Source organism: Azorhizobium caulinodans ORS 571 (genome assembly GCF_000010525.1).
GTDB lineage: Bacteria > Pseudomonadota > Alphaproteobacteria > Rhizobiales > Xanthobacteraceae > Azorhizobium > Azorhizobium caulinodans.
The window spans coordinates 1832308-1852654 of the sequence record NC_009937.1 but is presented as its reverse complement, the minus strand read 5'-3'; the positions used below and the strand labels follow the sequence as shown (position 1 = coordinate 1852654).

Below are 20347 nucleotides of genomic sequence, written 5' to 3'. Positions count from 1 at the left end.
CATGGCCGCCCCCGCGCTTCTGCACGCCGCGACCCGTGTTCCCCTGCCCGATCCGGCCACCATGCTGGAGAAGCTCGCCGCGCATTTCGAGACCCACGGCACCGTCACGCGCGCCGATGGCCGCGCCACCTTCATCGGCACGTTCGGCACGGCGGATCTGGTGGCAGACGGCACCCATCTCGTCTGCCATGTGGAGAGCGCTTCGGCGGCGGGACTTTCGGTCTCCAAGATGGTGCTGGCGGAGCACATCTGCACGTTCGCGGGCGATGCGCGCCCGGACTTCACTTGGACAGGCGATCTCGCCACCGAGGCCCGCCTGCCCTATCTGCGCGAGCTTACCGTAAAGGCCGCCCGGCAAATCACGCCCCGGATGCGGCGGGTGGTGCTCAGGGGCGATGTGTCGGGGCTGCTGGCCAACGGCCTCCATGTGCGCCTGCTCATTCCGCCGAAGGGCCGCATGCCCGTGTGGCCCACCGCGCAGGCGGATGGGCGGGTGCTGTGGCCGCAGGGCGCGGATGCCCTCACCCCGCGCGTCTATACGCTGCGCCATGTGGATGTGGCGGTGGGCGAAGCCGTGCTCGACATCGTGCTTCACCCCGGTTCGCCGGGCTCGGACTGGGCGCGGGAAGCCGCACCCGGCCAGCCCGCCGCTGTCATGGGACCCGGCGGCGGACTGCTGCCAGAGGCGGACTGGGTTCTGTTCGCGGGAGATGAGACGGCCCTGCCCGCCATCGCACGCATGGTCTCGGAGCTGCCCGCCCATGTCCGCGCGGTGGTGCGCATCGAGATCGCCGACGCGGCGGAAGAGCAGGAGATGCCCTCCCGCGCCAGCGTCGATCTCGTCTGGCTCCATCGCAACGGCGCGGAGGCGGGCACGAGCCGCCTGCTGGAAGAGGCGGTGACGACGATCCCCCTCCCCATGGACGCCGACGCTCCCTATCTTTGGGCGGGCTGCGAGCAGGCCGCCGCCCGTGCCCTGCGCGCCCATGCGGCCGCGCTCGGCCTTCCCAAAGACCGCCGCTCCGTTGCCGCTTACTGGCGCCGGGGCTATCAGGGAGTGGACCTCGGCGAGTGACGCGGCCCGCCGCCCCGCCCCACGGAAGCATCATGTCCTTGCTGCGCGCCTTCTTCGCCTATTACCGGCCCTACAAGGGCCTGTTCCTGCTGGATTTCACCTGCGCGGTGGTGTCCGGCCTGCTGGAACTCGGCTTTCCCATGGCGGTGAAGCTGTTCGTGGACCAGCTCCTACCCGGCCAGGAATGGGGCCTCATCGCCGCCGCGGCCGCCGCCCTCGTGGGCATCTATCTGCTCAATGCGGCGCTGATGGCCATCGTCACCTACTGGGGGCACATGCTCGGGATCAATATGGAGACCGACATGCGCCGCCGCGCGTTCGACCATCTCCAGAAGCTCTCGTTCCATTTCTTCGACAATCAGAAGACCGGCCATCTCGTCGCCCGCATCACCAAGGATCTGGAAGAGGTGGGCGAGGTCGCCCACCACGGGCCGGAGGACGTGTTCATCGCCATCATGACCTTCATCGGCGCGTTTGCGCTGATGATGATGGTCAACGTGCATCTTGCCCTCATCACCGGGGCCATCGTGCCGGTCGTGGCCTGGCTCGGCGCCCATTACGGCAGCCGGATGACGGAGAATTTCCGCGCTTTGTTCGGCCGGGTGGGCGATTTCAACGCCCGCATCGAGGAGAATGTGGGCGGCATCCGCGTGGTGCAGGCCTTCGCCAACGAGGCGCACGAGCGGGCGCTGTTTGCCAAGGACAACGAGCGCTATCGCGCCACCAAGCTCGCCGCCTACCGCATCATGGCGGCCAACATGACGCTGAACTATCTCGGAATGCGCCTCACGCAAGTGATGGTGATGATCGCCGGCACGTGGTTCGTCATCCGGGGCGAACTCTCCAACGGTGGCTTCATCTCCTTCCTGCTGCTGGTGGGCGTGTTCTTCCGGCCCATCGAGAAGATCAACGCGGTGCTGGAGATCTATCCCAAGGGCCTCGCCGGCTTCCGCCGCTATCTCGATTTGCTGGACACGGCCCCCGACGTCGCCGACCGCCCTGGCGCCCGCCCGCTCACCGGGCTGAAGGACGCCATCCGCTATGAGCACGTCTCCTTTGGCTATGGCGAAGGAAAGAGCGTGCTCAACGACCTCTCCCTCACCATCCGCGCGGGCGAGACGGTGGCATTTGTCGGGCCCTCGGGGGCTGGAAAGACCACCATCTGCTCGCTGCTGCCGCGCTTCTACGAGCCGACGGCGGGACGCATCACCATCGACGGGACGGACATCCGCGACTTCACCCTCGCCTCCCTGCGCAGCCACATCGGCATCGTGCAGCAGGACGTCTTCCTCTTCGCCGGCACGCTGCGGGAGAACATCGCCTATGGCCGCCTCGGTGCGACGGAGGAGGACATCCTGAACGCCGCCCGGCGCGCGCGCCTCGATGGGCTCATCGCCGCCTTGCCGGCCGGGCTCGACACCATCGTCGGCGAGCGCGGGGTGAAGCTCTCGGGCGGGCAGAAGCAGCGGGTGGCCATCGCGCGAATCTTCCTGAAGGACCCGCCCATCCTCATCCTCGACGAGGCCACCTCTGCCCTCGACACGGAGACGGAGCTGGAAATCCGCCAGTCGCTCGCCGCGCTCTCGGAAGGGCGCACGACGCTCACCATCGCCCACCGCCTCTCCACCATCCGCAACGCCGACCACATCATCGTGGTCAGCCCGGAGGGCATCGCCGAGCAGGGTCGGCACGGCGATCTGGTGGCCCGCGACGGCCTCTACCGCCGCCTTCACGACACCCAGTTCGCCGACATGGCCTGAGGTGCGCAGCAGGATGGTGGGCTTGGGGCCGCGTCGTAGGCGGCTCTTGCCTCCCCCGCCATTACGGGCCTACCAAGCACAGGTTGTCCTGCGGAGCTGGAGCCCGAAATGCCCGATACGGCCGAACCCACCGGCGAACTCACCCTGCGCACGCTCGCCATGCCGGCGGACGCCAATCCGTCCGGCGACATCTTCGGCGGCTGGGTGATGGCGCAGATGGACCTTGCGGCGGGCATCCGCGCCGCCGAGGTGGCCGCCGGCCGCGTCGTGACGGCGGGTGTGAAGGAAATCAACTTCCGCCTGCCGGTGAAGGTGGGCGACACCATGTGCATCTACACCAACCTGCTGAAGGTGGGCCGCACCTCCATGACGCTGGACGTGCAAGCCTGGGCGCGCCGCCAGCACAGCGCCGTCCGCGAGAAGGTGACGGAGGCCGTTTTCGTGATGGTGGCGCTTGATGCCGAGGGGCGCCCGCGTCCGGTGTCTCCGGCCTGAGACGGCGGTTTGTCCTTTCCTGCTCCCGCGCCTGGCGAAAATCCCATGCAGCTGCATCTGCCGGAAGCCTATGACCTGAGCGACTACGAGGCTCTGGCGCGCGAGCGCGTGCCGGCGGCGAGCTGGGCCTACCTCGCCGCCGCCGCGGGGGACGGCCTGACCAACGCCGCCAACCGCGCCGCCTATGACCGGCTGCGCCTGCTGCCGCGCGTGCTCAGCGACCTGTCCAAGGCCACGACGCGCATCAACCTGATGGGGTTTGCGCTGGAGCACCCCATCCTGCTGGCGCCGGTCGCCTACCATCGCCTGTTCCATCCCGATGGAGAGCTGGCGACCGCCCAGGGTGCCGCCATCGCGCAGGCGCCGCTGGTGGTGAGCACGCAGGCCAGCACCAGCCTCGAGGAGGTGCGGGCGGCGAGCCGGGGGCAGCTCTGGTTCCAGCTCTACATCCAGCCGGACTGGGGTTTCACCGTGAACCTGCTGCGGCGGGCGGAGGCCGCCGGCTACAGCGCCGTGGTGCTGACGGTGGACGCGCCGGTGAGCCTGCGCACGCAGGAGCGGCGGGCCGGCTTTTCCCTGCCGCCGGGTGTCGAGGCGGTGAATCTCGCCGGCCTGAAGCCGCGCCCCCTGCACAGCGGCGGCATCGGATCGAGCCCGCTGTTCGGCACCGCCCTGCCCCATACGCCGCTCTGGGGCGACGTGGCGCGGCTGCGCAGCCTGACCCGCCTGCCCATCCTGCTGAAGGGCGTGCTCGCGCCGGACGATGCGTCCCGCGCCCTTGCGGAGGGCGTGGACGGCATCATCGTCTCCAACCACGGCGGACGGGTCCTCGACAGCCTCCCGGCCTCCATCGAGGCCCTGCCGCGCATCGTGGAGACGCTGGAAGGGCGCATTCCCGTTCTGGTGGACGGCGGCATCCGCCGGGGCACCGACATCCTCAAGGCCATGGCGCTGGGCGCCAATGCGGTGATGATCGGGCGGCCCTATATCCACGCCTTGGCGGTGGCCGGGGCGGCGGGTGTCGCCCATGCCATGCATGTGCTGCGGGCGGAGCTGGAAGTGGCCATGGCGCTCACCGGACGGCCGACGCTGGATACGGTGAACCGCAGCATCCTGTTCGATCCACCGGCGCCTCCCGCCCCCTAAGGCCCGCGGCCCCGCGTCTTCGCAACCACTCCGTAATCTCACGGGCTGGCGGGCAGCGCCCCATGCGCCAGAATGGCGTATTCGTGCGTGGAGCCCGCAATGATCTACGATTCCAGAGAAGCCCGCGCCCGCGCTCTGATCGAGCGCGCGAGAGCCGAAGGCAACGCCGAGCCCATTTATGATCTCGCGATCACGCTGGCCCGCGAACTCGACCAGTGGGACGAGCATCTGGAACGCTTTGTCGCCCGCCATGTCGGCACGCCTGCGCCCACCGCGGCGGTTGCGGCCCCGTCTGCCGATATCGCCTCCGTCCCTTCCCAGCTTCCCCTGCCCCGCTATCCGCTCTGAGACGACCGGCCGGTCCCGCACCGAGACGCCGGGCCGCGCATGAGGAACGAAGCCGCGCGCTGAACCTTTTCTCCAAGGGGACACCCCTGCCCCCTGGAGATGACAATGACCGAACAGACCATCCGCGACATCTTCGTCGTCGGACTGCGCAACGCCCACGCGCTCGAGAACGAAGCCCTCTCCATCATGAACCGCCAGCTCGATCGGCTGGAGAGCTATCCGGAACTGGCGCTGCGCCTGCGGCTGCACGTGGACGAGACCGAAGGCCAGATCGACCGGCTGGACGCCATTCTGGAAGGCCTCTCGGAAGATGCCTCGACGCTGAAGGACACGGCCGCGTCCGTGATGGGCAACATGGCGGCCCTCGGCCATACGGTGGCGGGCGACGAGATCCTGAAGAACACCTTCGCGGATTACGCTTTCGAGAATTACGAGATCGCCGCTTATCGCTCGCTGCTCGCCATGGCCGAGCAGGGCGCCTTCACGGAAGCCATGCCCCTCCTCCAGCAGAGCCTCGAACAGGAAGAGGACATGGCCCGCTGGCTCGAAGGCCAGTTGAAGCCCTTCACCCTGCGCTACATGGAACGCGAGACGGCGGGCCTTCAGGCCAAGCGCTGATCCCTGGGGCGGCACGCGCCGGCACTCTCGCGCGTTCAGCCGCCCTCCCCTCCTCTCGCCGCTCATGCGGAACCTTGTCCGGCCGCTTCCGGAATCGCCGGCCCGGCCGCCAACAGGCCCGGAAAAGGGCGGGCGACGCCGTGGCGACGCCGTCGCCCTCATCTTCAGCCCTTACGTTTCAAGGGGTTGGGTGAATTTGCGGCGCAGGTTTTACACAGGTGTCACGAAAAGATTTGGGCCTCGCTTGACTTGGAAAGGGGCGGACCGTATCAACCCCTCACTCGACGCGCTGATTGCTTCTGCGGCGGCGAATTCGGGGGTGTAGCTCAGTTGGTTAGAGCGCCGGCCTGTCACGCCGGAGGTCGCGGGTTCGAGCCCCGTCACTCCCGCCATCATATGGCTCGATGAGCCTGACGCTTCAAAAGACAATCAGATCGACTTGGTCAGGCGACCCCATCCGCTTTACTAAGCTGCGCCTGCGGTCTGACGCCGTCTTCGCCCGATCTCCAAGAATGCATCGGAACGCGGCGGTATGGTCACGGTCGTTCGCGACACCCTGCCCCTTGGAAGCGGCTGCCCTTCCCTCAACCCATGCTGCGAGCGAGAGGCTGCGTCAGACGATGACGCCCTCTGAGAGATACATCACGCCGAGCCGATCGCCGCCGCGCCACTGGAGTGAGACCGGCACGCGCTTCATGTAGGTCTCGCCCACGATGAGCAACTGGAAGGTGCCGGGGATCTGGGCGCTCAGGGAGACGCGGATCTGCGCGCCCCGCGAGGACATGTCCACGATCTCGCAGAAGCAGAGCTGTTCGCTGTCGTTGATGATCCAGGCCCGCTGCGATGTGGGAAAACGCCGGACGGAACGCCGGTTGTCCTGCCGCTGCCGGGCGGCCGAATGCGCAGTCAGATGAACGATCTGCCGTCTCATGCGGGTTCCACAGTCATGGCAGCCTCGGGAGCGATGCCCGTCGGCAGATACCGGCCTCTACAGAGGCCCAATGGCAACCGCAACAAACAATTTCGATATTTGAAATAACGTTACTATTTAACCTCCGTCTGGTGAAAGAATAAGCAGACGAGTGCAACAGGGAACGACGCGGGCGCGCAAAAGCAAAACGCCGCATCCAAGGCTTGTGATGCGGCGTCAGGGAAGGTGGGAATCGGCGTGAACGATCAGGCGCAGACGCCATCCGACAGATATTGCACGCCCATCCGGTCGCCGCCGCGCCAGCGCACTTCCACGGGCACGGTCTTGAGATAGGTGTCGCCCGCGATCAGCAGGTCGAACATTTCCGGAAGCTCGTTGGCACTGGTGATGCGCACCTGCGCGCCGCCGGCGGACATGTCGACCAGTTCGCAGACGCAAAGGCGCTCATCGCCATTCACGATGAAGGCGCGTTGCGCCGTGGGAAAACGCCGACTGGCGCGACGGTTGGCAGATACGCGCTGCGGCACGGGCCGGGGGCTGATCTGAACGAGTTGCGGCTTCATCAGAGTACATCCCAACTCAACGGGATCCCCTGCTGCGGAGCCGGCCAACCGGTCATCTGCGCCGATGCATCCCATGTTACGCGCGAAGGGCCGGGATTCGACGCCATCGCTGTTAACTATAGTAGGGCGCACGCGCAGACCCGATCAAGGCGCATTCTGACGTTTTGTTAATCAAACGGCCCGTGCTGCAACGCTTGCGCAAGTTTCGCGCAAGCGTCGGCCGAACGAACAAGAACAACAGCTTGGAAGCGACTGGCGGTACTGGTGGGCGGTGACGGGCTCGAACCGCCGACCCTCTCGGTGTAAACGAGATGCTCTACCAACTGAGCTAACCGCCCACGGCCCCGTGCACCTTATGGCCATGGGGCCGGCCGCGTCATGGCGACCACTGACCGCCATATAAGACGCCGCCGCGCCAGCGTAAACTCCGGACCGCGCGATAAGCTGTGGCCACGGGACGGCCGGGCCGCCGCCGGCGCGCGCCGAGCGGGGGCAGCGGGTATCCGCGCGCATTTCCGCGCTGCCGCCATGGACGAAGCGAGGACGGACCAGCTAACACAGGCGCGCGCCCGCGCAGCCCCTTGCCGGGCAGCTGCGGGGCGGCGCTGCCTTGGCGGCACAGCCGCCGATCGACATGCCGCAGCACGCCCGCCGCCGTCCTTACGGCATCGGCGGCCGGGCCTGCGGACCGTGACGGCCAGGGCGCGCGAGACTGGACTTCAGCCCGAAGCATGGGGCTGTTTCGGAGGATGGGTGACGTGGCGAGCTTGACGATCCGGCGGCCAGACGACTGGCATGTCCATTTCCGCGACGGTGCGGTGCTGAAGGAGGTTGTGCCCTTCACCGCCCGGCAGTTCGGGCGAGCCATCGTGATGCCGAACCTGACGCCGCCGGTGGTGACGACCGCCATGGCCGCCGCCTATCGCGAGCGCATCCGCGCCGCCATTCCCGCCGGCGTCGATTTCACGCCGCTGATGACCGTCTATCTCACCGACGGCACCGATCCGAAGGATCTCATCGCCGGCCACAGCGACGGCGTGCTCACCGCCGCCAAGCTCTATCCGGCGCACGCCACCACCAACTCGGCCCACGGCGTCTCCGAGATCGCCCGCATCGAGCAGGTACTGGCGGCGATGGAAGAGGCGGGCATGCCGCTGCTCGTCCATGGCGAGCTGCCACGCGAGCATATCGACATCTTCGACCGCGAGCGCGCGTTCATCGATGCGGTGCTGGAGCCCATGCTCGCCAAGTTCCCGCGCCTCAAGGTGGTGATGGAGCACATCACCACGGCGGAGGGCGTTGCCCTCGTGCGCCGGCACCGGAGCCATGTGGGCGGCACCATCACGCCCCAGCACCTGCTCTATAACCGCAACGCGCTGTTCCAGGGTGGCGTGCGGCCGCACATGTACTGCCTGCCGATCCTCAAGCGCGAGCAGCACCGGCTTGCGCTCCGTCAGGCGGCGACCAGCGGGGAAGCGAATTTCTTCCTCGGCACCGACACCGCGCCGCATATGCGCCACCTGAAGGAAAATGCCTGCGGCTGCGCCGGCGTTTTCAGCGCGCCTGTCGCGCTTCAAGCCTATCTGAAGGTGTTCGCCGAGGAAGGCGCGCTGGACAAGTTCGAGGCCTTCGCCTCCCTCAACGGCCCGGCCTTCTACGGCCTCAAGCCCAATGAAGCGCGCATCACCATCACCGACACGCTCTCCCCCACCTGCGAGGCGGTGAACATCCCCGGCGAGGGCGAACTCATCCCCCTGTTCCATGGCGAACAGGTGCCGTGGTCGCAGATCGAGTCGGCCTGATCCCGATCGCAAGCCGGGCGCCTCGCGGGGCGTCCGGCTTGCGACGCCAGTTCGCCCGTCAGGTCAGCGCCTCGCCCCGGCGCTCCGGCACCAGAAACACGGTCACCACCATGTCGAGCACATAGATGCCCGACAGCAGGGCGATGGTGAGCGCAAAGGAATACTGGCTGGCGAGGATGCCGATGACGAGCGGCCCGAAGCCGCCCACCCCGCGCCCGAGATTGAAGAGCACGTTCTGCGCCGTGGCGCGGGCGGCGGTGGGATAGCACTCGGACAGCAAGGCCCCATAGCCGCCCATCATGCCGTTGACGAAGAAGCCCATGACGGCGCCGCCGATGAGAAGCGCCGAGGCATCGGTGAGCTGGGAATAGACCACCAGCGAGACGGCCGCACCGATCTGGTAGAGGATGAGGCTCGGGCGGCGGCCGATGCGGTCTGCCAGCTGGCCGAAGCCCCAGATGCCCGCCGCCATGCCGAGGATGGTCACGGCCGTCCAGAGCGAGGACTTGGTAAGCGAATAGCCGAACCTCTGGGAGAGATAGTTCGGCAGCCAGATCATGATGCCGTAATAGCCGAAATTCTGGACCGCGCAGAGGACGAACATGGCAAAGCTCGTCTTCGTCGTCTCCCAGTCCTTCACCAGCAGGCCCAGCGGCAGGGGCTGGCGCGGACCCTTGGCGCGGGCGACGAAGATCTCGGGCTCCCCGAGTGTACGGCGCACGATGAAGGCGACCACGGCCGGCGCGATGCCCACTGCGAACATGCCCCGCCAGCCGATGAGCGGCAGCAGGAGCGGTGTGACCAGCGCCGCCAGCAGGACGCCGCCCTGCCAGCCGAGCGCCACATAGGACGAGGCGCGGGCGCGCTTCTCCGCCGACCAGGCTTCGGTCGCGAGCGCCATGCCGATGCCGAACTCGCCGCCGAGGCCAAGGCCAGCGACGAAGCGATAGGCAAGCAGGTCCCAGAAGCCCTGGGCGAGCGCACAGAGGCCGGTGAAGACGGCAAACAGCAGGATGGTCCAGGCCAGCACGCGGACGCGGCCGTAATAGTCCGACAGGACGCCGAAGAGGATGCCGCCCAGCACCGCGCCGATAAGCGTCCAGGTGACGAGGGCGCCGGATTGCACCGGGGACAGGCCGAGGTCGGTGGCGATGGCCGGCAGCATGAAGCCGAGTATGAGCAGGTCGAAGCCATCCATGGCAAAGCCGAGCGTGGAGCCGATCAGCGCCTTGCGCGCATAGTCCGGTGACGATCCGGCCCCTGCGCCGGCGGTGATGTCTGCACTCATGGGGCGCCTCCCTGCCCGCCGTCCGGCGGTCCGCGCATGCGGCGCGCGTCCTTAGCGCCATTCATTTGCCGGCTCAATCCACATGGACGGAGCCCCAGCCATGCGAAGCCGTGCAGAGCCCCCCGGCCGGACATGCGCCGGCGCGCCCCGCAAGGCCTGGAGGGAGCGAAACGCCGCGTGATCGAAGCTTGATCTTCGCCTTTGACGCGGCAGGCAGTAACGTCCGCGCATCGTCACGCCTTCTGATCGTCCGGCTCGCGCATGGGCATTGAGACGTGCACCGGCCCCGTGATCCCGAGGAGTTGCGCCATGGCGCCCATGTCACGATCCGTCCCCGTCCCTGCCCCGCCAGATGAAGACGCGCGCGCGACCGGCCCCGTCGATGGGCTGCGGCGGGCGCTGGTGCTGGGCACGGGCGTGGCGGCACTGGGACTGGCTGACGCCAAGCACTCCGCGCATGCTGCCAGTGGGGCGGGACGCGGCATCGATCTCTCCTGCCGGGTCAGCCGCGCGCGGCTCGATGCGCTGGTGGCAGAGGCGTTTCCGCTCTTCAACGCACCGGTCATTCTTCCCGCCTTCGATGCCAAGGCGAACGGCGCGAGCTTCGACGTGGACCTGCACCGCCTCGTCACGGACGTCACCGTCCCCGAGACTGGCGAACGCCTCAAGATCAGCGGCCTTCTGGCCCTTCCGGCGGGCGCCAAGGGGCCCTTGCCCGTCGTGTCCTGGCAGCACGGCACGATCCTGTCCTTCGATCAGGTGCCCTCGAACCTGACGCGTCTCGCCGATCCCACTTACCGGACGAGCGATGCGGCGGATTCCCTCGAAACGCTCTTCAACGTGCAGCGCTTCGCCGGACAGGGGTATGCGGTGATCGCCGCCGATTATCTGGGCAAGGGACCGTTCCGGGGCGACCGGGGCGAGGCCTATGCGGTGAAAGGCGCCTCCGTGCGCACCTGCCTCCAGATGCTGGCCGCCGGCAAGACGGCGCTGCGGGCCCTGGGGTGCAGCCCTGGCAAACTCTTCCTCCACGGCTGGTCGCAGGGCGCGATCAACACGCAATGGCTGCACCAGGCGCTGCGGGAGGACGGCCGGCCCATCGCCGCGACGGCCGTCGCCAGCCCCTTCAATGACCTAAACGAGACGTGGCGCTTCTGGACCGGAGACGCGATGTTTCCGCTGCCCAAGGGCACGACCTCCTATCCCCCGCTGCCGGTCTGGATCGCCTTGTGCATGATCATCGCGCTCGGCAGCTACGAGCTTCAGTACAATCTGACGGGCTTGCTGAAGACGGCCGTGCGCCCCGAATATCAGGATCTCGCGCAGACCTACTGGACGCGCTACGAGCTCGACGACGCGCAGATGAAACGGCTGCCGACGGGCGCGGAGCTGATGGTGCCGGGCTTCTTCGAGCGCTTCACCGCCGACCAGAACAGCGCCTTCCTGCGGCATCTGGCGGCCAACCGCGCATCCTACTGGAAATATGACAGCCCGATCCGCTTCCATTACGGGCTCGCCGACGAGGCGATCCACCCGGCCATGGTGTTCCGCGCGCTTTCGGCGGGGGGCAGGCAGGCGGCGGGCGTGCCGGTGGCGGGGGGAAGCCACCGCGGAACCTTCATCGCCGGTCTCTATGGCGATGCCGCGACGCTCGCGGGGAGCGACAACATCCTGAACTGGTTCAACAGCCTCAGGTAAACCGGCCCCGGGATGGCGCAAGCCAGACCTCGGGACGGGGAGCCGGGGCGCCCCGCCCGCACAACGCGGACGGAGCGCCACACGGAATGGATCAGTCGTTGACCGCTTCCTTGAGGCCCTTGCCGGGGGTGAACTTCGGCGCCTTGGAGGCGGCGATCTTCACCGGCTTGCCGGTCCGCGGGTTGCGGCCCTCGCGGGCGGCGCGGGTCACGACCGAGAAGGAGCCGAAGCCGATGAGCTTCACTTCTTCGCCGTCCTTCAGCGCCTTGGCGATGATGTCGAACGTGGCATCCACGGCAGCCGCCGCAGCCGCCTTCGTGAGCTTGGCCTCTTCGGCCACCGCGGCGATCAGTTCGTTCTTGGTGGTCATGTGACCGTTCCTTCCATTGTATCTCTCGAATCGCAGGGCGTTGGCCTCAACGATGGGCGGGAAGCTTTACGGAAAATGTGGCTTTTGCAAGCGCCAAAGCGCCACAAACCCGCATAAACAAACGATTTCCAACGGTTCCGGCAGCCGCGCGCACCAGCGTTCGCGCCCCGGAGCCTCCGGAGCAGCGTTACTTAAGTAGCTGTGTTTGCAGTGGAATTTTCGAAGCGCCCGGAGCCGGGCGACAGCGGTGGAGCAAAGGCACGGCCGGCGGCGTCGCAGGCGGCATCCACACAAAGAAAAATGGCCCGGAATCGTGATTCCGGGCCACTTCCAACCGCGATGGGCGACGACTCAGTGGGCGACGACGCCCGCCGCATCCTCGTCCGGAACGACCGCGCCGCTCACCGGCTGCTCGGTCCAGGAGATCGGCTCGGGGTGCCGCAGGAGGGCGTGGTGGAGCACCTCGTCCATGCGCGACACGGGAATGATCTCCAGCGCGTTCTTCACATTGTCCGGGATGTCCGCCAGATCCTTGGCGTTCTCCTCGGGGATCAGCACCTTCTTGATGCCGCCGCGCAGGGCGGCCAGCAGCTTCTCCTTGAGGCCGCCGATGGGCAGCACGCGGCCGCGCAGCGTGATCTCGCCGGTCATCGCCACGTCACGGCGCACGGGAATGCCCGTGAGCACGGAGACGATGGTGGTGGCCATGGCGACGCCGGCGGACGGGCCGTCCTTCGGGGTCGCGCCTTCGGGCACGTGGACGTGGATGTCCCGACGCTCGAACAGCGGCGGCTCGATGCCGAAGTCCACCGAACGCGACCGCACGTAGGAGGCGGCGGCGGAGATGGACTCCTTCATCACTTCCTTCAGGTTGCCGGTCACCGTCATGCGGCCCTTGCCGGGCATCATGACGCCTTCGATGGTCAGCAGCTCGCCGCCCACCTCGGTCCAGGCAAGGCCCGTGACGACGCCCACCTGGTCTTCCCGCTCGATCTCGCCATAGCGGAAGCGCGGCACCCCGAGGAAGGTCTCCAGATTCTTGGCGGTGACCTTCACCGACTTCTTCTTGGAGATGACGAGTTCCTTCACCGCCTTGCGGGCGAGGGTGGAAATCTCGCGTTCGAGGTTACGCACGCCCGCCTCGCGGGTGTAGCGCCGGATGACCTGCAGCAGAGCCGCGTCATCAATGGACCATTCCTTGGCCGAGAGGCCGTGCTTCTGAAGCGCGTTGGGGATCAGGTGCTTGCGCGAGATCTCCGCCTTCTCGTCCTCGGTGTAGCCGGCGATGCGGATCACTTCCATACGGTCCAGAAGGGCCGGCGGAATGTTCAGCGTGTTCGCCGTGGTCACGAACATCACGTTCGAGAGGTCATAATCGACCTCCAGATAGTGATCGTTGAACGTCGGGTTCTGCTCGGGGTCCAGAACCTCCAGCAGGGCCGCCGACGGATCGCCGCGGAAGTCCGCGCCCATCTTGTCGATCTCGTCCAGCAGGAAGAGCGGGTTCGACTTCTTGGCCTTGCGCATGGACTGGATGATCTTGCCGGGCATGGACCCGATGTAGGTCCGCCGGTGACCACGGATCTCCGCCTCGTCGCGCACGCCGCCGAGGGAGACGCGCACGAACTCGCGGCCCGTCGCCTTGGCGATGGAGCGGCCGAGCGAGGTCTTGCCGACGCCGGGAGGGCCGACGAGGCACAGGATCGGGCCGGCCAGCTTGTTGGCGCGGCTCTGCACGGCGAGATACTCGACGATGCGTTCCTTGACCTTGTCGAGGCCGTAGTGGTCGGAATCGAGCACCGACTGGGCGAAGGGCAGGTCCTTCTTGACCTTGCTCTTGATGCCCCACGGGATCGACAGCAGCCAGTCCAGATAGTTGCGCACGACGGTGGCTTCCGCCGACATGGGCGACATCTGACGGAGCTTCTTCAGCTCGTGCGTGGCCTTCTCGCGCGCCTCCTTGGTCAGCTTGGTGCGCTTGATGCGGTCTTCCAGCTCCTGAAGGTCGTCGCGGCCGTCCTCGTCGCCGAGCTCCTTCTGGATCGCCTTCATCTGCTCGTTGAGATAGTACTCGCGCTGGGTCTTCTCCATCTGGCGCTTCACCCGCGTGCGGATGCGCTTCTCCACCTGGAGCACGGAGATCTCGCTCTCCATCAGCCCGAGCACCTTCTCCAGCCGGTCGGCGACCTTCACGGTCTCCAGCACGGCCTGCTTCTCGGGGATCTTCACCGCGAGATGGGAGGCGATGGTGTCGGCAAGCTTGGCGTGATCCTCGATCTGGCCGACGACGCCGACCACCTCGGGAGACACCTTCTTGTTGAGCTTCACATAGTTTTCGAACTCGTTGACCACCGAGCGCGCGAGCGCCTCGGCCTCGACCACATCGCCCACCTCGTCGGGCAGGGAGATGGCCTCGGCCTCATAGAGATCGGCACGGTCCGTGTACTGCACCACCTGGGCGCGGGTGACGCCTTCCACCAGCACCTTCACGGTGCCGTCGGGCAGCTTCAGGAGCTGGAGGACGGTCGCCAGCGTGCCGACGCGATAGATGGCATCGGTGGCCGGATCATCGTCCGAGGCGTTTTCCTGGGTGGCGAGAAGAATGTAGGTATCGCCCCGCATCACTTCTTCCAGCGCGCGGATGGACTTCTCGCGGCCGACGAAGAGGGGAACGATCATGTGCGGGAAAACCACGATGTCCCGCAGGGGGAGCACCGGGAAGGTCTGTGCGACGCCGGGAACGAGAGGCGGGCGCTGCTTGGGGCTCGTCATGACCCAATCCTTTCTAAAGACGCCAACGCAGACGACAATGCATTCGCCTGCGTGGTCGCAGCCGGGACGGGAGCGGATGATCGATGCTGGAGCGGCGATAAGGCCGCGAGAGGCACAGGAACCGAGCCCGGGAACCGGAGTGTTGACCAAGACATGGAGAGCGCCCCGCTGGCTTTCAAGACCGTTGGGAAGGCTCCCGACACCGCACGTGAAACATTCATGAAACAGGCAGGTTCTGGCGTTTCCCCCGCGCCGGCGGCGCGAGGGAAGGAAGCGGGATAAACCCCGTCAGGCGCTGGCGCCGGCGTCGCCGACACGGTCCGCGTAAATGTAGAGCGGGCGCGCATTCTGCTCGACCACTTCCTTGCTGATCACCACTTCCTCGACGCCTTCGAGGCCGGGAAGGTCAAACATGGTGTCCAGCAGGATTCCTTCCATGATCGAGCGCAAGCCGCGCGCGCCCGTCTTGCGCTCGATGGCCTTGCGGGCGATGGCGCCCAGCGCTTCCTCATGGATGGTGAGATCCACGTTCTCCATCTCGAAGAGGCGCTGATACTGCTTCACCAGCGCGTTCTTCGGCTCGGCCAGGATCTGCTTGAGCGCCGCCTCGTCGAGGTCGTTGAGCGTGGCAAGCACGGGCAGACGGCCGATGAACTCGGGGATGAGGCCGTACTTCAGCAGATCCTCGGGCTCCACCTCGCGGAACAACTCGCCGGGACGACGCTCCTCGACGGGAGCCACCTTGGCGCCGAAGCCGATGGAGGTGCCGCCCTTGGAGCGGGACGAGATGATCTTGTCGAGGCCCGCGAAGGCGCCGCCGCAGATGAAGAGGATGTTGGTGGTGTCCACCTGCAGGAATTCCTGCTGGGGGTGCTTGCGGCCGCCCTGCGGGGGCACGGAGGCAACGGTGCCTTCCATGATCTTCAGCAGGGCCTGCTGCACGCCCTCGCCCGAGACGTCGCGGGTGATGGACGGGTTGTCGGACTTGCGACTGATCTTGTCGATCTCGTCGATGTAGACGATGCCGCGCTGCGCCCGCTCCACATTGTAGTCGGCGGCCTGGAGCAGCTTGAGGATGATGTTCTCCACATCCTCGCCCACATAGCCGGCCTCGGTCAGCGTGGTGGCGTCGGCCATGGTGAAGGGCACGTCCAGGATGCGCGCCAGCGTCTGGGCCAGCAGCGTCTTGCCGGAACCCGTCGGGCCGATGAGCATGATGTTGGACTTGGCCAGTTCCACATCGCCGTGCTTGGTGGCGTGGTTCAGGCGCTTGTAGTGGTTGTGCACCGCCACCGAGAGGACCTTCTTCGCATGGTCCTGGCCGATGACGTAGTCATCGAGAACCTTGCGGATCTCCTTCGGGGTGGGGATGCCATCGCGGGACTTCACCAGGGAGGACTTGCTCTCCTCGCGGATGATGTCCATGCAGAGTTCGACACACTCGTCGCAAATGAAGACCGTAGGCCCTGCGATGAGCTTGCGGACCTCGTGCTGGCTCTTGCCGCAGAACGAGCAGTAAAGCGTGTTCTTGCTGTCGCTGCCGCCGGTCTTGCTCATCTTCATCTCCGTGCGGTCCGCCCCTCCGGCTCAGGTCCTGTTCAGGACCCCTCCCCGTCTGGACGGAACCCTTGTTGGGGCCGGCGACGCTGCGCCTGAGCCCCGTGCCGGCCTTTCGACCGTTTCTTGGAACGTCGCACCTTGCGGTCCGGGTTCCATGCCTCGCCTTGTCACCGCAGCCCTGAGTACCGCCTCAGCCTTGCGGCTACCTGTCATATACGTGACGTTTTCCGCCCCGTATCAGCCAAGCATCCCTCTTGGGTCCAATCAAGACGCCTGTGTTGGCACATGCATATGGCGTGCCGACACGCGTCCTGCCAGAGACCCGCGACCCGGAAATGAACGAATGGTGAAGCCAGTCGCGCACCCCGGATCGTGCGCCGCCATCGGACGGATGGCTACATCGGGAACGCCGAGGCGGTATTTCCTGCCCCGGCGCGACGCTAAAATTGCGAAGCCCCGACGCAGCCGGTCAAATGCCGGCTATTGGGGCCATGCAAGCGCGATATGGCGGTGCACGCAAGAGCATTGCGCACACCGCCCCCTGAAAACGTCGAAGGATCAGGCCTTGGCCGGCTCGTCCGAGGGACGCTTGTCGATGACGGTATCGATGAGCCCGAACTCCTGAGCGGCGTTCGCCGTCATGAAGTTGTCGCGCTCGAGGGCGTCCTCGATCTTCTCGATCGGCTGGCCCGTATGCTTCACATAGATTTCATTCAGCCGCTTCTTGAGGCTGAGGATCTCCTGCGCGTGCAGCATGATGTCCGTGACCTGGCCCTGGAAGCCGCCGGACGGCTGATGGACCATGATTCGAGCATTCGGCAGCGCGAACCGCAGGCCCTTCTCGCCGGCGGTCAGCAGCAGGGAGCCCATGGAGGCAGCCTGGCCGATGCACAGCGTGGACACCGCCGGGCGGATGAACTGCATGGTGTCGTAGATCGCAAGACCCGACGTCACCACGCCGCCCGGCGAGTTGATGTACATGGAGATTTCCTTCTTGGGGTTTTCCGCCTCAAGAAAGAGCAACTGCGCCACCGCCAGCGTGGACATCCCGTCTTCCACCGGACCGGTCAGGAAGATGATCCGCTCCTTCAGGAGACGGGAATAAATGTCGTACGCGCGCTCCCCGCGGTTGGTCTGCTCGACCACCATGGGGACGAGGTAGTTCATATAAGTATCGACAGGATCACGCATTTTTGGTCCTCGGCGCGGAGAATGCGCGCAAATCGTCGCAGGCAGCGGTGAAGGAGGCCTGAACTCAGGCCGCCTTCTCCTCTTCCTCCTTGTAGAGCTCCTCGCGGCTGACCTGCTTCTCGGTCACCTTGGCGAGCTCCAGAAGGAAGTCGACGACCTTCTCCTCGAACAGGGGCGCACGCAGGGACGCCATCGCCTGCGCATTGCGGCGATAATATTCCCACACCTGCTGTTCCTGGCCGGGGAACTGACGCGCCCGCTCGACAACCGCACGCGTCACCTCGTCGTCGGTGACCTGTATATTGTTGCGCTCCCCGATCTCCGCAAGAACCAGGCCAAGGCGCACGCGGCGCTCGGCAATGCGCTGATATTCGGCGCGGGCTTCCTCTTCCGTCGTGCTCTCGTCGGCGAAGGTGCGGCCCTGCTGCTGCAGATCGGTCTGGATCTGCTGCCACACGCCCTCGAACTCCTGCGAGACGAGGGTCGGGGGTACGTCGAACTTGTGGCCGGCGTCGAGCGCGTCGAGCAGCTGACGCTTCACGCGCTGGCGGGTCGCGCCTTCATGCTCCTTGGCGATGCGCTCGCGCACATTCTCCTTGAGCTTGTCGAGGCTCTCGAGACCGAGCGTCTTGGCGAACTCGTCGTCGATGGTCAGCTCGCCGGGAGCCTCCACCTGCTTGGCCTTCACCGCGAAGGACGCATCCTTGCCGGCGAGCTGGGCCGACAGATAGTTCGTCGGGAAGGTGACATTGATGGTGCGCTCCTCGCCGGCGGACAGCCCGATGAGCTGCTCCTCGAAGCCGGGGATGAAGCTGTTGGAGCCGATCACCACCGGCACGTCCTCGCCAGCGCCGCCCTCGAACGGGACGCCGTCGATGGAGCCCACGAAGTCCACGGTGATGCGGTCGCCCGAAGCGGCGGCGCCTTCCTTGGCGTCGAAGGAGCGGTTGCCGTCGGCAATGCGCTTCACCATCTCGTCCACCTCTTCATCGGTGACGATGGCGACGGGCTTCTCGATGGCGATGTCCTTGAAGTTGCCGAGCTCGATCTTCGGCAGCACTTCCAGCTCGACCGTGTACTTGAGGTCGGCCTGGCCCTCGATGACGCTCTTCACTTCGTCCTCGGCCTGGGGCAGCTCGACCTTCGGCGGCAGCGCGAGGCGCAGGCCGTTGTCCTCGACGATCTTGCCGTTGGCCTCGGTCACGGCCTGCTCGATCACCTCGGCCATGACGGACTTGCCGTACAGCGACTTGAGGTGGGACAGCGGCACCTTGCCGGGGCGGAAGCCGTTGATCCGGACCTTGTCCTTGAGCTCGACCAGGCGATCCTGAGCCTTGGCGTCGAGCTCGGCCGCGGGGAGCACCACAGTGTAGGCGCGCTTGAGGCCCTCGGCCTGGGTTTCGGTCACCTGCATCGTCTTGCCTTCATCCATAAGCCGCGCACGGCGGTTCGGTTCGAATCTGTCCGGCGCGGCGGAAGCGCTGCGCCCTCATCCCTGCGGAAACGGGTGTGGACGTGGTGCGGGCGGAGGGTTTCGAACCCCCACGACTTTCGTCACGGGAACCTAAATCCCGCGCGTCTACCAGTTCCGCCACGCCCGCATACGGGCATCGGGGCGCACGCGCAAGGCGCACCCCTCTCGCCCGTTCGACCGATTGACTCGGGTCCGGCCGGGTTGGGGCTTATATCACGCCCGATTTCCCGTGCAGCAAGAAAAAGCACCCGTCACCAGGGCAGGCTTATGGACAACGCCCGCCGCAGACGGACCCAGCGTCAGCCTTCCTGCCGCGTCCGTACGAAATCCACGAAGGCCCTGAGCGGCGCCGGCACCAGCCGGCGGCCCGGATAATAAAGGAAGGGCCCCGAGAAGCGTGGCCACCACGCCTCCAGCACGGGCTCCAGCGCGCCGCTGTCCAGATGCGGGCGCAGCCAGTCCTCGAACAGAGCAATGATGCCCGTTCCGGCCACCGCCGCCTCCACTGCAAGCTCCGTCGCGGCCCCGACGCTCACCAGCAGCGGGCCGGTGGGCTCGACGCGCACCACCTCCCCGTCCCGCTCGAACTCCCAGGCCATCATGGCGCCACTGCTGAAGCGGGCGAGCAGGCAGGCATGGGCGAGCAGGTCGCGCGGATGCGCCGGCCGACCCCGCCGGTCGAGATAGGCCGGCGCCGCCGCCGTCGCGAAGCGCTGCGTGCGCGGGCCGATGGGCACCGCGATCATGTCCTGCTCCAGCCGCTCGTCATAGCGGATGCCGGCGTCACAGCCCGCCGCCAGAAGATCGACGAACGTATCCTCCGCCGTGATCTCCAGCCGGATGTCGGGATAGGCGGCCAGGAAATCCGGCACGAGCGACGGCAGCACGAGCCGCGCCGCGCTCACCGGCACATTGAGCCGCAGGGTGCCGGCCGGCCGATCCCGGAACCCGTTCACCACATCGAGCGCCGCCTCCACCTCGCCGAGCGCCGGGCCGAGCCGCTCCATCAGCCGGGCGCCCGCCTCGGTGGGGGCAACGCTGCGGGTGGTGCGGTGGAGCAGCCGCACCCCGAGCTGCGCCTCCACCCGCCGCACGGCGTCGCTGAGGGCCGAGGGACTCGCCCCGCTCACCCGCGCCGCATCCCGGAAGCCCCGCGCCCGCGCCACAGCCATGAAGGCGCCGAGGTCGGACAGATCGATGCTCATTGTTCTGAAATCCGCACAAGCCGTACGGACTGTGCGGGATTATCGACGCGG

General features: G+C 66.7%; 17 protein-coding genes and 3 tRNA genes. 9 read left to right on the top strand and 11 right to left on the bottom strand.

Going from position 1 to position 20347, the window contains the following annotated elements; genetic code table 11:
* Position 1: 1 nt before the first annotated feature.
* From AZC_RS08420 to AZC_RS08390, 7 genes are all read left to right on the top strand, one after another.
* The gene (locus AZC_RS08420) at positions 2-1075 is read left to right on the top strand and encodes a siderophore-interacting protein (RefSeq protein ID WP_012170150.1); all 1074 of its coding nucleotides are present in this window, start codon (positions 2-4) and stop codon (positions 1073-1075) included.
* A gap of 38 nt (positions 1076-1113) precedes the next feature.
* Complete coding sequence (locus AZC_RS08415) at positions 1114-2835, top strand: ABC transporter ATP-binding protein (protein ID WP_148209926.1); 1722 nt, start codon at positions 1114-1116, stop codon at positions 2833-2835.
* Between the two features lie 108 nt (positions 2836-2943).
* Positions 2944-3330: an acyl-CoA thioesterase gene (locus tag AZC_RS08410; RefSeq protein ID WP_012170148.1), complete on the top strand. Its 387-nt coding sequence runs from the start codon at positions 2944-2946 to the stop codon at positions 3328-3330.
* Positions 3331-3375: 45 nt separating this feature from the next.
* Positions 3376-4476, top strand: a complete 1101-nt coding sequence (locus AZC_RS08405) for an alpha-hydroxy acid oxidase (RefSeq protein WP_043879094.1) — start codon at positions 3376-3378, stop codon at positions 4474-4476.
* 99 nt (positions 4477-4575) lie between these two features.
* On the top strand, positions 4576-4824 hold the full coding sequence (locus tag AZC_RS08400; RefSeq protein ID WP_043879093.1) for a hypothetical protein: 249 nt from the start codon (positions 4576-4578) through the stop codon (positions 4822-4824).
* Between the two features lie 105 nt (positions 4825-4929).
* A complete protein-coding gene (locus AZC_RS08395; RefSeq protein WP_043879092.1) occupies positions 4930-5442 on the top strand; it encodes a ferritin-like domain-containing protein in 513 nt (170 codons plus the stop codon).
* A gap of 315 nt (positions 5443-5757) precedes the next feature.
* Positions 5758-5834, top strand: a tRNA-Asp gene (locus tag AZC_RS08390).
* A gap of 221 nt (positions 5835-6055) precedes the next feature.
* Here AZC_RS08390 and AZC_RS08385 read toward each other — a convergent pair.
* The 3 genes from AZC_RS08385 to AZC_RS08375 all read right to left on the bottom strand — a co-directional run bounded on the left by AZC_RS08385 (position 6056) and on the right by AZC_RS08375 (position 7274).
* Positions 6056-6373, bottom strand: a complete 318-nt coding sequence (locus tag AZC_RS08385) for a PilZ domain-containing protein (protein WP_012170144.1) — start codon at positions 6371-6373, stop codon at positions 6056-6058.
* 245 nt (positions 6374-6618) lie between these two features.
* Positions 6619-6936: a PilZ domain-containing protein gene (locus AZC_RS08380; protein ID WP_052285898.1), complete on the bottom strand. Its 318-nt coding sequence runs from the start codon at positions 6934-6936 to the stop codon at positions 6619-6621.
* Between the two features lie 262 nt (positions 6937-7198).
* Positions 7199-7274, bottom strand: a tRNA-Val gene (locus tag AZC_RS08375).
* A 411-nt stretch (positions 7275-7685) separates the two neighbouring features.
* On the opposite strand from AZC_RS08375, the gene pyrC reads away from it, so the two are divergent.
* Entirely contained in the window at positions 7686-8738 is a 1053-nt protein-coding gene (gene pyrC, locus AZC_RS08370) for a dihydroorotase (protein ID WP_043879091.1), read from the top strand.
* 58 nt (positions 8739-8796) lie between these two features.
* Here the strand turns inward: pyrC and AZC_RS08365 are convergent, their stop codons facing one another.
* Positions 8797-10026 carry an MFS transporter gene (locus AZC_RS08365; protein WP_012170141.1) on the bottom strand — a complete coding sequence of 410 codons (1230 nt, stop codon included), beginning with the start codon at positions 10024-10026 and terminating at the stop codon, positions 8797-8799.
* A gap of 309 nt (positions 10027-10335) precedes the next feature.
* Between AZC_RS08365 and AZC_RS08360 the strand changes: the two genes are divergently transcribed.
* Positions 10336-11724 carry an alpha/beta hydrolase family protein gene (locus tag AZC_RS08360; protein ID WP_043879090.1) on the top strand — a complete coding sequence of 463 codons (1389 nt, stop codon included), beginning with the start codon at positions 10336-10338 and terminating at the stop codon, positions 11722-11724.
* A gap of 91 nt (positions 11725-11815) precedes the next feature.
* Here AZC_RS08360 and AZC_RS08355 read toward each other — a convergent pair whose 3' ends face one another.
* The 7 genes from AZC_RS08355 to AZC_RS08325 form a co-directional block, all read right to left on the bottom strand.
* Positions 11816-12094, bottom strand: coding sequence for an HU family DNA-binding protein (locus AZC_RS08355; protein WP_012170139.1), 279 nt, complete (start codon positions 12092-12094; stop codon positions 11816-11818).
* A gap of 351 nt (positions 12095-12445) precedes the next feature.
* Complete coding sequence (gene lon / locus AZC_RS08350; RefSeq protein ID WP_043879089.1) at positions 12446-14866, bottom strand: endopeptidase La; 2421 nt, start codon at positions 14864-14866, stop codon at positions 12446-12448.
* A gap of 288 nt (positions 14867-15154) precedes the next feature.
* Positions 15155-16423, bottom strand: a complete 1269-nt coding sequence (gene clpX, locus AZC_RS08345; RefSeq protein WP_012170137.1) for an ATP-dependent Clp protease ATP-binding subunit ClpX — start codon at positions 16421-16423, stop codon at positions 15155-15157.
* A 561-nt stretch (positions 16424-16984) separates the two neighbouring features.
* Positions 16985-17617: an ATP-dependent Clp endopeptidase proteolytic subunit ClpP gene (gene clpP / locus AZC_RS08340; protein ID WP_012170136.1), complete on the bottom strand. Its 633-nt coding sequence runs from the start codon at positions 17615-17617 to the stop codon at positions 16985-16987.
* 64 nt (positions 17618-17681) lie between these two features.
* Entirely contained in the window at positions 17682-19031 is a 1350-nt protein-coding gene (gene tig / locus AZC_RS08335; RefSeq protein ID WP_012170135.1) for a trigger factor, read from the bottom strand.
* A 102-nt stretch (positions 19032-19133) separates the two neighbouring features.
* A tRNA-Leu gene (locus AZC_RS08330) sits at positions 19134-19218 on the bottom strand.
* Positions 19219-19390: 172 nt separating this feature from the next.
* A complete protein-coding gene (locus AZC_RS08325; RefSeq protein ID WP_012170134.1) occupies positions 19391-20296 on the bottom strand; it encodes a LysR family transcriptional regulator in 906 nt (301 codons plus the stop codon).
* Between the last annotated feature and the right edge of the window lie 51 nt (positions 20297-20347).